The sequence below is a fragment of the Streptomyces venetus genome, from assembly GCF_039540295.1.
Lineage (GTDB): Bacteria > Actinomycetota > Actinomycetes > Streptomycetales > Streptomycetaceae > Streptomyces > Streptomyces venetus.
Genome location: NZ_BAABET010000004.1, coordinates 487,905 through 502,437, shown reverse-complemented (window position 1 = coordinate 502,437; position 14,533 = coordinate 487,905). Strand labels below are relative to the sequence as shown.

12 protein-coding genes are annotated in these 14,533 nt (G+C 72.3%); 7 read left to right on the top strand and 5 right to left on the bottom strand.

Annotation, left to right across the window (positions count from 1 at the left end):
• Window positions 1–2: 2 nt before the first annotated feature.
• Window positions 3–3,956: a glycosyl hydrolase gene (locus ABEA82_RS15975; RefSeq protein ID WP_345662367.1), complete on the bottom strand. Its 3,954-nt coding sequence runs from the start codon at window positions 3,954–3,956 to the stop codon at window positions 3–5.
• Between the two features lie 208 nt (window positions 3,957–4,164).
• Here ABEA82_RS15975 and ABEA82_RS15970 point away from each other — a divergent pair, with 208 nt between their 5' ends.
• From ABEA82_RS15970 to ABEA82_RS15960, 3 genes are all read left to right on the top strand, one after another.
• Window positions 4,165–5,451, top strand: a complete 1,287-nt coding sequence (locus ABEA82_RS15970) for an MFS transporter (protein WP_345662135.1) — start codon at window positions 4,165–4,167, stop codon at window positions 5,449–5,451.
• A 15-nt stretch (window positions 5,452–5,466) separates the two neighbouring features.
• Window positions 5,467–6,930, top strand: coding sequence for an L-fucose/L-arabinose isomerase family protein (locus ABEA82_RS15965; protein ID WP_345662134.1), 1,464 nt, complete (start codon window positions 5,467–5,469; stop codon window positions 6,928–6,930).
• A gap of 253 nt (window positions 6,931–7,183) precedes the next feature.
• On the top strand, window positions 7,184–8,473 hold the full coding sequence (locus tag ABEA82_RS15960; RefSeq protein ID WP_345662133.1) for a cation:proton antiporter: 1,290 nt from the start codon (window positions 7,184–7,186) through the stop codon (window positions 8,471–8,473).
• Window positions 8,474–8,488: 15 nt separating this feature from the next.
• Here the strand turns inward: ABEA82_RS15960 and ABEA82_RS15955 are convergent, their stop codons facing one another.
• Together ABEA82_RS15955 and ABEA82_RS15950 are read right to left on the bottom strand one after the other, a co-directional pair.
• The gene (locus tag ABEA82_RS15955) at window positions 8,489–9,148 is read right to left on the bottom strand and encodes a response regulator (protein ID WP_345662132.1); all 660 of its coding nucleotides are present in this window, start codon (window positions 9,146–9,148) and stop codon (window positions 8,489–8,491) included.
• Window positions 9,145–10,110 carry a HAMP domain-containing sensor histidine kinase gene (locus tag ABEA82_RS15950; RefSeq protein WP_345662131.1) on the bottom strand — a complete coding sequence of 322 codons (966 nt, stop codon included), beginning with the start codon at window positions 10,108–10,110 and terminating at the stop codon, window positions 9,145–9,147. The genes ABEA82_RS15955 and ABEA82_RS15950 overlap by 4 nt, the downstream gene beginning before the upstream one ends.
• 327 nt (window positions 10,111–10,437) lie before the next feature.
• Here ABEA82_RS15950 and ABEA82_RS15945 point away from each other — a divergent pair, with 327 nt between their 5' ends.
• Window positions 10,438–10,725: a DUF3040 domain-containing protein gene (locus tag ABEA82_RS15945; protein WP_345662130.1), complete on the top strand. Its 288-nt coding sequence runs from the start codon at window positions 10,438–10,440 to the stop codon at window positions 10,723–10,725.
• A gap of 48 nt (window positions 10,726–10,773) precedes the next feature.
• Here ABEA82_RS15945 and ABEA82_RS15940 read toward each other — a convergent pair whose 3' ends face one another.
• Window positions 10,774–11,685, bottom strand: a complete 912-nt coding sequence (locus ABEA82_RS15940) for a helix-turn-helix transcriptional regulator (RefSeq protein ID WP_345662366.1) — start codon at window positions 11,683–11,685, stop codon at window positions 10,774–10,776.
• Between the two features lie 128 nt (window positions 11,686–11,813).
• Between ABEA82_RS15940 and ABEA82_RS15935 the strand changes: the two genes are divergently transcribed.
• Window positions 11,814–12,194 carry a nuclear transport factor 2 family protein gene (locus tag ABEA82_RS15935; RefSeq protein WP_345662129.1) on the top strand — a complete coding sequence of 127 codons (381 nt, stop codon included), beginning with the start codon at window positions 11,814–11,816 and terminating at the stop codon, window positions 12,192–12,194.
• A 3-nt stretch (window positions 12,195–12,197) separates the two neighbouring features.
• Here ABEA82_RS15935 and ABEA82_RS15930 read toward each other — a convergent pair whose 3' ends face one another.
• On the bottom strand, window positions 12,198–12,698 hold the full coding sequence (locus ABEA82_RS15930; protein ID WP_345662128.1) for a hypothetical protein: 501 nt from the start codon (window positions 12,696–12,698) through the stop codon (window positions 12,198–12,200).
• Window positions 12,699–12,976: 278 nt separating this feature from the next.
• Here ABEA82_RS15930 and ABEA82_RS15925 point away from each other — a divergent pair, with 278 nt between their 5' ends.
• Both ABEA82_RS15925 and ABEA82_RS15920 read left to right on the top strand, forming a co-directional pair.
• Window positions 12,977–13,603, top strand: a complete 627-nt coding sequence (locus tag ABEA82_RS15925; protein WP_345662127.1) for a hypothetical protein — start codon at window positions 12,977–12,979, stop codon at window positions 13,601–13,603.
• Window positions 13,604–13,735: 132 nt separating this feature from the next.
• Window positions 13,736–14,443, top strand: a complete 708-nt coding sequence (locus tag ABEA82_RS15920) for a class F sortase (protein ID WP_345662126.1) — start codon at window positions 13,736–13,738, stop codon at window positions 14,441–14,443.
• Window positions 14,444–14,533 lie beyond the last annotated feature (90 nt).

Here is a 14,533-nt window from a genome sequence, read left to right as displayed (position 1 = left end):
CTTTAGCCCGGAATCCGCAGCGTCACCGGCCCCGACAGCCCCGACGACAGCTGGGACTCGAACGCCCAGGCGGTCGGTGTGGCCTCCGCCAGATAGGGCGCCAGCGTGCCCCGGACCGTCACCTCCAGCCGGACGGTACGCCCGGCGGCACCGCGCAACGGGAAGCGGTACGGCGCGCAGAACGCCTCCCCGGCGAACTTTCCGTCGACCGACACCTCCACACTGCCCCGCACCCGCCCGAGATCCAGCACCGGATCGGCCCCCGGCGGCACCTCCACCGCACGCGCGTACGTCACACCCCCGCTCCAACCGCCCAGCCCCAGCTGCCGCCAGTCGCCCAGGGGCAGCGGTGCCGGCACGGTACGCACCCGAACCGGTCCGAGCCATGCCGAGCCGCCCCGCAGGACCGCCGTCGGTTCGGTGACCACCTCGACCTCAGCGGGGGCGGACAGCGGCTGACGCGAGGTCAGCGTCCGTCCGTCCCAGGGCAGTTCTCCGTCGCCGTCGACCCGTACGCGCGCCCCGAGCGCCAACGGCAGGTCGAGGGACACCGTTCCGGCCGGCACCGTGAAGCGGAAGCGCTGCGGCACCGCCCGGACGTCGTCCGTGGAGCGCGCGGGCCACACGGCGTGCCCGAGCACCGGCCGGCCGGTCAGCCACGCGCTCTCCGGCAGCGGATGCGGACGTACCACGGCGTCGCAGTGCCGCAACTCCCCCCGCCTGCGCTCGTCCTCGATGGTGCGTCCCCGCCATCCGCCCGACTCCGCCTCCCACCCGGCGCCGCTGACCAGGACCGTCACCTCGCCCCCGGAACGCACCACCAGGTCGGCGAAGACCCCGTCCCGGACGTCGGCGGTGTCGGCGACGACCTCCAGGGTGTGCTCGCCCGCGCCGAGCGCCGGTTCGTGGCGGAAGAACATCGGCACGGCGCCCCAGTCGGCCTCGTAGTACTCCACCTTCTCCTGCCGCGCCACGACGTCCCCGTCGAGCAGGACGGTGACCGCCGAGGCGGCGCCCACGACGAGCACCGCCCGGGCATCGTCGTGCGGGACCCGCAGCCGGGCCCGGTACGTCACCCGGCCGTCGGGCCGCACTCCGTCGGGCGGACGCATGAACCGGGGACGCGGCCCGAGTCCGCCCGGTGCGGACAGGCAGAAGAAGCTGCCCAGCGGCGTGCCGTCGCCGGCCGAGATGGTCGAGGGGCGGCCCTGGGCGTCGGAGAGTTCGTACTCGAGCACGTTCCGGCCCCGGCTCACCGTGACCCGGGCGGAGGCCAGGTAGCCGCCGTGGCCCGGGTTCAGCGGCTCGCCGTTCCACCACACCCGCTTGACCGCCTCGGCGCCGACGTGCAGTTCCGCGGGTCCCCTCCGGTCGGTCTCCACGATCGCCCGGACCCGGGCGGCCGTTCCGCCGCAGGGCACGGGTACGCGGACGAACTCCTCGTTCACCAGCCCCTTGACGCCCAGCAGCCCGCCCGGATCCGGGATGCCACGGCTCGACGAGTACACCGCGACGTCCCAGCCCGCGTCCGCCGGCGCCAGGGGCAACTCGCCCGCCAGGACCCGTTCGACGGCGGCGGTGTCCAGCGGCTGCGGCACCTGACCGACAGGTACCGGGGGCAGGACACGGACCCGGTTGCCGTAGGTGGCCCGGACCCGCTCCCACACCGCGCCCTCGGTCCACTCCAGGGACCAGATCTGGGGCTCCGCCACGGACGATCCCGGCGGCAGCGCCAGATCGCCCCAGGTGTTGTCCAGGGTGGGGACCAGCCGGCCCTGCCAGCCGGTCGAGATGTCGATCACCCGCGCCGGGACCTCCCGCGCGGGACGCGCCGGCACCGGCCGGCCCTCGCGCCACACGACCAGGGCCGCGGGGGCCCCGTCCAGCGGAACCTCGATGGTCGAGTACGTGGCGTCGTCGGAGACGGTGACGCGCGCGGGGCCGCGGGAGCCGGTCGCCGGGTTCCAGACCTCGGCTTCGGCGACCTCGGCCCGCACCGTCACGGACGAGACGACGTCGCCCTCGCCCGACGGGGCGGTGCCGGTCCGCAGCGGATGGGCGCCGATCTCGGGGAAGGCCGCCGTGACCAGCGCGACCGCTTCGTCGCCTTTCCGCCTGACGAGCAGCGGAACGTCGCCCGTGGCGTGCCCGGCCGCGTCGGCCACCGCCGCCGCGCCGGCCTCGGGACCGGGCACCCGCTCCAGCCGGGGATGGGCCACCAGCGCCGCCACCACCGAGTCGTCGCCGGACCGGCCGGCGGCCGTGGCGGGCGGACGGCCCACCACGACGACCCGGCCGCCCGCGTCGAGCAGTTCGGTCAGCCGCCGAGCCGTCTCCTCCTCCAGCACGCTGGTCGACGGCAGCAGCACCGCGGTGTACGCGAGGTCCCTGATCCGCAGGGCGCCGTCGGCGGTCTTGGCACGCTGGAGGGAGTCGTCGTCGATGACGTCGAAGGAGATCCCGCGCCGGTCCAGGGCGCCGACGCGCGGGCCGAGCCAGTTGTTCGTGCCGCACAGGTCCAGGTAGTGGCGCTGCGTCTCGTCGGCATCGGCGTGGCCGTCGCCCAGCAGGCCGTCGCCGAAGTGCTCGACCGGCGTGTCCAGCGGGATGAGCGCCTGCATGGTCGCGGTCGGGTGCAGCACCGCCACGTCCGCCGCGTAGCCGCCCCACGACATGATCGAGCAGATCCGGGCCACGGCCCGGGAGAACGCCGGGTACTGCTTCCAGTAGGGCTGCCGCCAGTCCGTGGACGGCGGTGCCCATTCGAACCAGCCGCCCGCCGTGCCGAAGTAGCTGGCGTGCGGGTTGTACAGGTTGGCGCCGCTGCGCAGGAACGGCAGCAGCCAGTGGTAGGTGTCCTCCAGCGTGCCGCCCCAGCCCGAGGAGTGGAACGCCTCGATCCAGACCCGCTCGTGTCCGTAGAGGTGGGCCATCGAGGAGTGCACCTTGGCGTCGCCGTGATGGTCGCTGCCCGCGGCGCTGTACCAGCGGTGGGTGCGGAAGTAGTCGGTGTAGATCTGTGTCGACTGGGCCGGGTAGCCCGCGCGGGCGGGGTGGCTCTGGTCGCTGCCCAGCAGCATCCCGCGCTCCCGGTGCCATGCGGAGAGCGGCCGGAACAGGGCCTCCTCGGTCAGTTCCGCGCGGACCGCGTAGTAGTCGGCGCGGACCTCCGACTCCGCGGCGGTGGCGCCCGTGCCGAACAGGGCCGGCAGATGGTCGAGCAGGTCGTAGCCGCGCCGGGCTCGGAACTCCGCCGCGAAGCGGTGGCTCCAGGCGTTGGTGCCCGGCAGTTCGTCCTGGAAGCTGCCCGCGACGACGGTCCCCAGATGGCCGGGCACACGCCGGTCGTACTCGTGGTGCACGGCGTCCATCAGCAGGCCGACGGCGTCCGGATCCAGGTAGTCGAACGCCGTGGGCACGGAGGTGACGAGCCGTACGACGGCCCCGTCGGCGGCGGGGACACGCACCGTACCCGGCCCGTCCACGCCGAGGTCCAGACGCCGGCCCCGAGCGGAGTACGCGGCCAGCGGGGTCTCGGTGTCCCGCAGGACGACCGCGCCCTCGGAGACGGTGACGTCGCGACAGCGCAACGCGGCACCCCTGGCCTCTGGGTGACGTCGCGTCACACTGCCTTGCACGTTGGCGCCCGAGAAGCCGATCTGGTCGTAGAACCACAGGCGCGTGCCCAACTCCGCGGCGATCTCGCAGGCGTCGGTGAAGCGCGCCCACCACTCCTCGCCGAACCACGCCGGATCGTCGGCCCGGGCGCCGAACGTCGGGCCGGCCGGGGCCAGGTTGATCACGACGAGGTTGTGGACACCGCCCTCCGCGAACGCCCGCAGCTGCCAGGCGAGTCGCTCGCGGGTGACCTTCGCACCCGACCACCACCACAGGGGAGCGGGGCCGAAATCGCGGGGCGGGTTCTCGAACAGGTGCCGGAGCGCGGGGGAGACCACGGACATCGTCCTTCCCCTAAAACGTTTTTAGGTCACCTTCACCGTAGGCGACCTGGGACAGTCACGCCATGACCGAGAACGGCACGGCGTGAACCGACCTGGACGCGCCGAAGTCCGCACGACACCTTGTTGCAACGTTTTTCTCGCCCTATATTCGCTGCGACCAGGCCCCCGGAAACGCGATGTCACCAGACGACGGAGTCGCATCATGGCCGGTAACCGCCCCATCCCCAAGCAGCTCTGGAAGGCCGCCGCCCTGTCGGGCATGGCCTCCTACCTCGACGCCGGGCTGATCGTCAGCATCTCCGTCAACCTGGCCATCTACCGCGACAGTTACGACATGGGCGTGTGGATGGCCGGGGCGATCAGCGCGATCGTCACCGGCTGCATCGCCGTCGGGTCCCTGGTCGGCGGACGGCTCGCCGACCTCTTCGGCCGCCGCCGCGTCTACAACTGGGACATCTTCTGCTTCGCGCTCGGCGCCATCGTCATCACCCTGGCGCCGGACGACATCACGCTGCTGATCGGCGTCCTCGTCGCCGGACTCGCGGCCGGCGCCGACCTGCCGACGTCCCTGGCCGTCGTCTCGGACGCCGCGCCCTCCTGGGCCCGCGGCAGACTCGTCGCCTTCACCCAGGTGATGTGGATGCTGGGTATCGCCGTCGCCGTCTTCCTCGGCTTCGTGCTGTCGACCACGGGCATGACCGGGGCCCGGCTCATCACCGGACAGCTGGCCGTGGCGGCGCTCGTCACCTGGGCCATGCGCTCCCGGCTGAAGTTGACCGGCGAGTACGAGGACGACGACGCCCGGGACACCGGGGCGGAAGCCGCCCCGAGCGGAACCGCGCTCAGGAACGTGTGGACACGGGCCGCCCTGCTGCCCATGGCGGCGACCTTCGTCTTCTACGTCACCTGGGGCCTCGGGGCCAACACCTTCGGCCAGTTCGGCACCTATCTGCTCGTCACCGTCAGCGACGCCTCACAGAGCCTGGCCACCGGCATCAACCTGGCCTTCATCCCGATCGGCGTGCTGCTGACCATCGCCTTCGTCCGAGTCGCCGACACTCCCTGGCGCGACCGGCTGTTCTACACCGCCGCCACCGTGCAGATCCTCGCCTTCGTCATCGCCTCGCTGACGGCCGGGGCGCTCGTCGGCATGCTCGTGTTCTTCGTCCTCTACCAGCTCTCCTATCCCTTCGCGGGCGAGGCCAACTACAAGGTGTGGTCCCAGCTCACGCTGCCCGCGGACACCCGCGGCACCACCCAGGGACTCACCTACGCCCTGTCGCGCGCCATCTACGCGATCGCCGCGTTCTTCACCCCCGCACTGCTCGACCACAGCCCGTCCGTCCTGCTCTGGACGATCACCGCCTGCATGACCCTGGCGGCCTTCGCCGGCGCGTTCATCATCCGCGTCCTGGTCCCGCGTTCCCCCGGTGCGGTCCGCGACAGAGCGGACCTGCGCGTCGCCAGCACCGAGCCGCAGCAGACCTGACAAGGAGCACCGACCATGGCAACCACCGCGGACCGCACGGCCGCAGGGGCCGCCGCCCTGCACGACCTGCTCCCGCCGGTCACCCGGCGCCGCACCCGCATCGGGCTGGTCGCCGGCGGACTCGGCACGTACTGGCCGCAGTTCCCCGGACTCCTCCCGCAACTGAAGGAGTCCGCCGCCTACGTCGCCGAGCGCTTCCGGGGGATGGACGCGGAGGTGACCGACGCCGGGTTCGTCTCCGACGCCCAGGAAGGAGCCCGCGCCGCCGAAGAGCTGCGCAGGGCCGACTGCGACCTGATCGTGCTGTTCCTGACGACGTACCTCACCTCCTCCATGGTGCTGCCGATCGCCCGGCGTTCGCACACTCCTGTGCTGGTCATCGACCTCCAGCCGACCGAGCGGATGGACCACGCCTCCTTCGACACCGGGGCCTGGCTGGCCTACTGCGGGCAGTGCCCCGTCCCCGAGGTCGGCAACGTCTTCCGGCGCGCCGGCATCCCCTTCCGGTCCGTCTCGGGCTGGCTGCGGCAGGAGTCCGCCTGGCGGCGCATCGAGCAGTGGATCCGGGCCGCGCACATCCGCGCCGCGCTCCGGCACGCCCGGCACGGCCTCATGGGGCACGTGTATCCCGGCATGCTCGACGTGCAGACCGATCCGACACTGCTGTCCACCACCTTCGGCTCGCACGTGGAGGTGCTGGAGTTCGACGACCTGCGGCACCGGGTGGAGCGCGTGACCGAGACGGAGACCCGGGAGCGGATGACGCTCGCCCGGCAGGTCTTCACCCTCGACGACAGTGTGGTCGAGGAGGACTTCGCCTGGGGCGCGACCGTGTCGGTCGCCCTGGACCGGCTCGTGGCGGACTTCGAACTCGACAGCCTCGCCTACTACCACCGCGGCCTCGACGGCGAACTGCACGAGCGGCTCGGCGCCGGCATGATCCTGGGCGCCTCCCTGCTCACGGCCCGGGGCGTGCCGGCCGCCGGGGAGTACGAACTGCGCACCAGCGTCGCCCAGCTCGCCTCCCAGAGCGTCGGCGCCGGAGGCTCCTTCACCGAGATCCAGGCCCTCGACTTCGAGGACGGCGTCGTGGAGATGGGCCACGACGGGCCCGCCCACCTCGCGGTCAGCGCCCGCGACCCCCTGCTGCGCGGGCTCGGCGTCTACCACGGCAAGCGCGGCTGGGGCGTGAGCGTGGAGTTCGACGTCCGGCACGGACCCGTCACCCTGCTCGGTCTCGGCCAGGACGCCGATGGCAGCCTGTCCTTCGTCACCTCCGAGGGCACCGTCGTCCCCGGACCGCTGCTGGAGATCGGCAACACCACCAGCCGCGTCGACTTCGGCCGCGACCCCGGCGAATGGGTCGACGCGTGGAGCGCCACGGGCGTCGGCCACCACTGGTCCCTCGCGGTCGGCCACCACGCGGCCGACTTCAGGGCGGCGGCGAGCCTGCTGGGCATCGACCACCGGCAGGTGTGACCGCGCGCGGCTCGTCCGGGATGGGTGTCGCCCCCGCCCGGGGATGGGTGCGGGCACGGATGGTGCCGGGTGCGGGACCCGTGTGAGGCTGGCAGCGTCGTCGAGGCTCGCGCTGTTCGTCATGGCCGCGGCCTCGGGATGCGCCGAGTGGCGCACGACGCTGCCCGCCGAAAACCCCTCGAAGGAGGAGCCCCTATCCATCCCCGCACGGTGAAACGATCCGCCCCCTGCGCTCCCACGAAGGCGGTGACCCGTGGGACACGCTGACAGCCTCCTCGCCATGGGCGGCGCCTTCCTGGCCGCCGCCCTCCTCGCCCGCCTCGGCGGCCGGATCGGACTCCCGACGATCCCGCTGTTCATGCTCGCGGGCATCCTGCTCGGCCCGCACACCCCGGGTCTCGTCATCGTCGAGGACGCACACGACTTCGAGATGCTCTCCGCACTCGGACTGGTGCTGCTGCTGTTCTACCTGGGCCTGGAGTTCCACCTCGACGACCTGAAAAGCGGCGGCCGGCGTCTGCTGACGGCCGGCGGGATCTATCTGCTGCTCAACGTCGGCGCGGGACTGGTCTTCGGATTCGCCCTGGGCTGGGGCGTCCGCGAGGCGCTGGTGCTCGCCGGTGTCCTGGGGATCTCCTCGTCCGCCATCGTCACCAAGATCCTCATCGACCTGGGCCGCATCGGCCGCCCGGAGACCCGCCTCATCCTGGGCGTCATCGTCGTCGAGGACATCTTCCTCGCGCTGTACCTCGCCGCGCTCCAGCCGGTCATCAGCGGCGCCCAGGGCCTCGGGGACATGGTCCTCCAGGGCGCCAAGGCCTTCGGTTTCCTCCTGGTGCTGGCCGCGGCGGCGCGCTACGGCACGAAACTGGTCGGACGGCTCATCGCGACCCGCGACAACGAACTGCTCGTCATCAGCTTCCTCGGCGCGGCCGTCCTGGTCGCGGGAGTCTCCGAGACCCTCGGAGTCGCGGACGCCATCGGCGCGTTCATGGTCGGCCTGATCCTGGCCGGCACGCCCTCCGGGCCGCGCATCAGGGAACTGGTGCATCCGCTGCGCGACGCCTTCGCGGCGATCTTCTTCTTCGCCTTCGGTCTCTCCATCGACCCCGGCGACATCGTGTCCGTGGTCGGCCCGGTCACCGCGGCGGCCCTCCTGACCGTCGTCATGAACGTCGCCGCCGGACTGCTCGTCGCCCGTGTGTACCGCTACGGCACCGAGCCCGCCGCCGAGATCGCCACGACCCTGGTGGCCCGCGGGGAGTTCGCGCTGATCCTGGCCGCCATGGCCGCGAGCGCCGGACTCGACGACCGCCTCGCCCCGTTCATCGCCGGGTACGTCCTCGTCCTCGCGATCCTCGGCCCCATCGCCGCCGGACGCGCGCACCAGCTCGCCCGCGCCCTGCGCTTCGCCCAGGACCTCCTGCCGGGCCGCACGCGCCCGCCGCAGAACACGGAACCCGAGCCCGGGCGCGCGCCCGAACCCGAGGGCGGGACCACCCCACCCGCCCCCGCCGCTCTGCCGGCCGAGGCCGAACGCTAGACGCGCTCCCGGCTTTCAGGCCTCGATCAGCCCCACCCGGATGGCGTAGCGGGTCAGCTCCAGACGGTCCTTCAGGCCGAGCTTCTGGAGCAGGTTGGCCCGGTGGCGCTCCACCGTCTTGGGGCTGATGACCAGCAGGCCGGCGATCTGCTGCGAGGTGTGGCCCTCGGCGACGAGCTTGAGGATCTCCTCCTCACGGTCGGTGATGGCCCGGGAGGGCAGGGCGCGGCCCTCCCGGGCCCGGTCGAGGAAGTCACGCACGAGCGCGTTGACGGCACCGGGATACAGAAACGGTTCGCCCCGCATGGTGGCGCGGCAGGCCTCCACCAGGTCACGGTCCGCGACCGACTTGAGGACGTAGCCCGAGGCGCCGGCTCCGAGAGCCTCGAAGAAGAACTGCTCGTTGTCGTACATGGTCAGGACGAGGATCCGTGTCTCCGGGCACGTCCGGGACAGCTCCCGGGCGGCCTGCAGCCCCGTCAGACGGGGCATCGCGATGTCGAGGACGGCGAGATCGGGGCGGTGCGCCCGGGCCTGGGCGACGGCCTCGGCACCGTCGTCCGCCTCGGCGACGACGGTGAGGTCGGGTTCGGCGTCCAGGATGAGCCGGACGCCGCGCCGCACCAGGGCGTGGTCGTCGGCGAGCAGGATGCGGGTGGGGGACGAGTCGTTCATGATCGGCCGTTCCGGTCGGGATCGCGTACGGGTACGGGGACAGTCAGGCGCACTTCGGTGCCTCCGCCCGGGCCGGCACCCAGAGCGAGTCCGGGGCCCACGAGCAGGGCACGTTCACGCATGCCGCGGATGCCGGCTCCCTCGGGCGCGTCACCGAGGCCCGTGCCGTCGTCGTGGACACGCAGCTCCACGCCCGTCGCGGTACGCCGCAGGGCGAGTTCGGCGTGTCGCGCCCGGGCGTGGCGGGCGACATTGGTCAGCCCTTCCTGCGCGACGCGGTAGACGACGAGTTCGGCCTCCCGGCCGAGCGGCGGCAGGTCCGTGCCGAGGCGGTGCCGCACGGACAGGCTGGGGCCGGCGAAGTCGGAGGCGAGCGACTTGAGGGCACTGGCCAGACCCAGTTCGTCCAGTACGCCGGGGCGCAGCCGGCGTGCGATCCGGCGGATCTCGTCCAGACCGGCCCGGGTGGTCTCCTGCACCTGGTGCAGCTCCTCCAGCAGGTCGGGCGGGGCGTGGCCGGCCACCCGCTTGAGTTCGAGCAGGACGGCGGTGAGGGTCTGCCCGACCTCGTCGTGCAGCTCCTGGGCGATCCGGCGCCGCTCGGCCTCCTGGGCGCAGAGCACCCGGGCACTGCTCGTGGCCCGCTCGTCCTCCAGGCGGTCGAGCATGGTGTTGAACGTCGTGATCAGCTCGGCGACCTCGGCCTGGCCGCCGACCGCCGGGCGCCGCCCCGGACGCAGCAGGTCGATCGTCGTCATGGCGCGCGTGAGGCGCTGGAGCGGGGCGAGGCCGATCCGCAGCAGCAGGGCGTTGGCGACGAGCATGGCGGCCAGGCCCACCGTGAGCACCGCGGCCTCGGTGAGCAGGACCGGCGTGGACACCGTCACCGGACCCAGCAGCAGCGCCGTGGCCGTGATGAGCACGAGGGCGTTCAGCAGGAAGATCCGCCAGAACAAGGGCACCGCGTACCGCCTCCTCGACACCGTCGTCCTCCAGCGTGTGCGCTGCCCGGGCCGCGTCGCCATCCGTGACACCACCCATCCTCGAACCGAACACCCGCCCCCTCGGACGGCGTTCGTACAGCGCGGCCACCGGGAAGGATGAGGGTTGGGCCCGATGGCGGCAGCCGCCGGAGGGGGGAGAGGCTGAAGCCCCGGTGAGACCGGCCGCGCCGCGTATCGGCGGGCGGTCCGCCGCCGCACCGTCACGTGGCCCGACACCCCTGGATTCGCCATGGCCTCGGCCGTGCGCTGCCTCGAGGCGCTGTCGGGTTCCGGAAGGGAGAGGCCGTGACCCGGTCCGAACACGAACGTCTCGTCGACCTCGCAGCACGACTCGAGCGGGAGGACCCCGGATTCGCCCGGGCCATGAGAGCGGGCCGCCCGGCGCGGCCCCGGGAGTACCGGCGTACCGGGGCGTGGTGGGGGCTGGCACTCGGCATGGCCGTGCTGGGCACGGGCATCGCCCTGGCCCACGGGCTGCTCATCGCGGCCGGACTGGTCCTCGTCGGCATGGCGGCCCAGCTGGTCGATCCGGACCCGGCCCGCCGGGGGTGTCAGGGGCCCGGACGACGCTGACACGAAGGTGGGGACAGGGGCGACGTACGCCCATGCCTGCTGGGCCCGCTACCTGGCCACCTGGTGTCCCGGCGTGTGCCCGCGGACCGTGTCGCGGAAGGCGATGGGGGTCTGTCCGGTGCGCTGGTGGAAGTACTTGCTGAAGTGGGTGGCGCTGGAGAAGCCGAGGCGGCCGGCGATCCCGGCGGCGGTCTGATCGCTGTGGGCCAGGAGGCGTTTGGCTTCGAGGACGACGCGGCGGTCGATGAACTCCTTGGCGCCGAGGCCGGCGAAGGCGAGGGTGGCGCGGGAGAGGGTGCGAGCCGAGTAGCCGAGCGCATCGGCGTAGTCCTCGACCCGGCGGGTGCGGGCGAAGCCCTTCTCCACCGCGTCACGGAAGCGCAGGTAGGCGGCGTCGGGTTCGGGGGCGGGGGCGCCGGTCGGCGCGGTGAGGTGGGCCAGTCGCAGAACGAGGACGGCCAGCAGGTGACGCAGGGCTGCGGTGTGGATCTCCAGGGGCAGCCGTCCGAGTGCGTGGAACTCGGCGGCGAGATGATCGGCGGCCAGGCGCAGGGCTTGGGCGTCGTCGGACAGGGGCCGGCGCAGGATCGGCGCGTGCAGGTCCTCCGTGCGGGCGCCGGCGGTGGTGGCCGGGTCGAGGAAGTCCTGGCGGAAAAGGATCAAGGTGCCCTCCGCACGGGTCAGGTCGCCCCACTGCTGAACCTGGCCGGGGCGGACCCACAGCCACGAGCCCGGTTCGAGGGCGTAGGCGGTGAAGTCGACCGTGTGCCACAGGTCTCCGCCGGCGAGGGTGATCAGGTGATGGAAGTCCGGGCGCTGGGGGACCGTGAGCCGGTCGCCGGGCACGCGGCGCCGCAGGTCGGCGAGGGACAGCACTTCGACGCCGGCGGGGGTGCCGGCGGGCGCCGCGAAGGAGATCTCCGGGATCCCGCGGTCGGCATCATGTCGGTTTTTGACCATCACCGGTCGCCAGCGTATCCGATTCAGGCTGTACAGCGGCGCTAGCGTGTGGATGTCGGCACATCCGACTCCGATCGATGTCGGAAAGCAGCAAGAGGCACCACCGCGCCCGACCTTACGGAGACACCATGAGCGACCCGGAGCAGAACAAGGCCACGGCCCAGGCGTTCTACGACCTGATGTTCAACCAGTGCCGCCCCGCCGAAGCCATCGACCGGTACGTCGGCGACACCTACATCCAGCACAATCCACACGTCGGCGACGGCAAGCAGGCGTTCGTCGACTACTTCGAGCGCATGGCCGCCGAGTACCCGGGCAAGCGGGTGGAGGTCAAGCGCGCCTTCGCCGACGGCGACCACGTGGTCCTGCACTGCCACCAGACGTGGCCCGCCGAGGAATACGCCGGCATCGACATCTTCCGTTTCGACGCGGACGGCAAGATCGTCGAACACTGGGACGTCCTCCAGGTCGTCCCACCCGCCTCCAAGAACGCCAACACCATGTTCTGACTCCTAGGCCCCGGCCCACTTCCGCAGCAGCGCCTCGCGCTCCTCGCGGGGCGGAGTGCCCTCGGCCGCGTGCTCCCTGCCCCACGCCAGCACCTCTCCGATCTCGGCGTCACCGGCCGTGAGCCCCCGGAGCAGGGCGTGGGAGAGCTCGTACTCGGAGGGCAGGTAGATCCCCCCGGCGACGGCCACATGCGCGTCGACCCGCACGGATTCCTCGGCCGTCACCACCTCCACGGAGAACGCGGGCGGAAACTCGCCGTCCCCCGTGACCGCCACCAGCGCGGCGTCGAACGCCATGGACGCCAGCCGCCGCACCCCGGACCGCACGGGCACGTCGTGCGTCTCGATCCGGACCACCTCGTCCCAGGTCCAGAACCTGCCCTCGCCGACACCCGGCGCCTCGACGCCGTCCTCGGACAGACGCACTCCCGAAGCGGCTCCCGCGGGCTCGGCCCCCACGTACACCGAGTCCTCGCCGATCCAGAACAGGCCGACCATGGCCATGAGCGCCTCCCGTGAATGGTCCGGGGGCAGAGCGGTCCCCGCCCCCTGCGTCGTCGTCGTGAGAGACGGCTGCGACCTGCGGAAGGTTGCGGTCGTTCGGGCCGGACACGGCATGACGGAGGGGGCCGGAAGTGCCCGCCGTAAGGGTGCAGCCGTAACCCGTGTGATCGCCCCGGATGGTGGGACGGCCCGACATGACTGACGGTGGTTCACGTCGAGGCCGGGTCCGTGAGCTGGCGAGGCGTCAGCTGCCCGGCCCGTGACGGAAGGACTCACCGATGCGCTCTGCCCGCATGCTGCTCGCGACGGCCACGGCCACGGCCGCCCTCGCGATCGCCGCACCCGCCGCCTGTGCCGAGGCGATGGGTGACTGGGACCACGACAACAGTTCTTACAGCAAGGAGCACCACAAGGACGGCGAAGACCACGCGCCGCGCGGCGGGGTACACACGGGTGGCGGAGCGCTGTCCGTGGCGAGCACGAACGACGACTGGGACGACTCCAAGTACGACCCGGACACCTACAAGGACGAGGGCGGCGACGACTGGGGCGACAAGCAGGACGAGGACCCCTACGGCGACGAGCAGGGCAAGAGCTCGTACGGCGACAAGCAGGACGAGCACGGGAAGTCCGAGGAGCACGGGAAGTCCGAGGAGCACGGCAAGTCCGAGGAGCACGGCAAGGACGAGGAGCACGGCAAGGACGAGGAGCACGGCAAGGACGACGACCACGAGAAGGGCGCCTGGCAGGGCGAGCACGACAAGCCGCGCGGCGGGATGCACACCGGTGGCGGCGCCCTGGCCTCCATGCCCGGCGTCACCGCCGGCGGGCTCGCGGTACTGGCGGTGGCCGGCACCGGCCTGTACGCCCTGAGGCGCCAGAGGGTCTCGCAGGGCACGGCATGACCGATGCCTGACCGCATAGCCGCCGTGGCCGCCGCACGTGTCCCTCGCGTCGCGGCGGCCCGGCTCGTCACCCGCGAGCCGCGCCCGCCGCCGTGTCCTGTCCGCTGCCGTGTCCGAGTGAGGTGGTCTCCGATGGCAGCCAGCCCCCTTCTTCCCGACGACCCCGAGCCGTCAAGACGCCGGTTCCGCACCGTCGTCACGATCCTCTGGTCCGTGGCCGCCCTGGTCCTGACCGTGAGCCTGATCGCCGGCGGGGACGAGTCGTCCGACGCCGGCGCCCCGCCGCACGCCCCACCGGCCGTCTCGAGCGCCACCTCGGACGCGTCCCACGCGCCGTCCACGCCCGGCGCGCCGCACCGGTCCGCCCGCGCCGGGGCCGGCCCGCACCTGCCGCGATCCCGGCCGGTCCGCCTGCTCATCCCCCGGATCTCGGTGAACGCGCCCTTCACCGATCTCGCCATCGGCCGTTCGGGTCAACTCGAACCCCCTCCGCCCGACAACACCAACCTGGTCGGCTGGTACGCCAAGGGCGTCTCGCCCGGCGAGGCCGGGACCGCGATCATCGCGGGCCACGTGGACACCGCGACCGCCCCGGCCGTCTTCGCGCAGCTCGGCGAGGTGAAGAAGGGGGACCGGTTCCACGTGGTGCGCGCCGATGGCCGCAAGGCGACCTTCGTGGTCGACGACACGGACTCCTACGCCAAGGACGACTTCCCCAGTGAGCGGGTCTACGGCGACACCCCCGACGCCCAGGTCCGGCTCATCACCTGCGCGGGCGCCTACGACCGTCAGGCCCGGGACTACACCGAGAACCTGGTGGTCTTCGCCCACCTCGTCTGACATCCGGGCCCACGGCCTGACTTGGTGTTTTACAGTGACTGACACCAGTCCAAAGACGCGACCGTGGGACCTGTGAGGTATTCGCGAACC

Excerpts from the sequence above, each read along its gene's own strand:
- ABEA82_RS15970 (WP_345662135.1), top strand. The coding sequence starts at position 4,165 with ATGGCCGGTAACCGCCCCATCCCCAAGCAGCTCTGGAAGGCCGCCGCC.
- ABEA82_RS15965 (WP_345662134.1), top strand. The coding sequence starts at position 5,467 with ATGGCAACCACCGCGGACCGCACGGCCGCAGGGGCCGCCGCCCTGCAC.
- ABEA82_RS15955 (WP_345662132.1), bottom strand. The coding sequence starts at position 9,148 with ATGAACGACTCGTCCCCCACCCGCATCCTGCTCGCCGACGACCACGCC.
- ABEA82_RS15940 (WP_345662366.1), bottom strand. The coding sequence starts at position 11,685 with ATGGTCAAAAACCGACATGATGCCGACCGCGGGATCCCGGAGATCTCC.
- ABEA82_RS15935 (WP_345662129.1), top strand. The coding sequence starts at position 11,814 with ATGAGCGACCCGGAGCAGAACAAGGCCACGGCCCAGGCGTTCTACGAC.
- ABEA82_RS15930 (WP_345662128.1), bottom strand. The coding sequence starts at position 12,698 with ATGGCCATGGTCGGCCTGTTCTGGATCGGCGAGGACTCGGTGTACGTG.
- ABEA82_RS15925 (WP_345662127.1), top strand. The coding sequence starts at position 12,977 with ATGCGCTCTGCCCGCATGCTGCTCGCGACGGCCACGGCCACGGCCGCC.
- ABEA82_RS15920 (WP_345662126.1), top strand. The coding sequence starts at position 13,736 with ATGGCAGCCAGCCCCCTTCTTCCCGACGACCCCGAGCCGTCAAGACGC.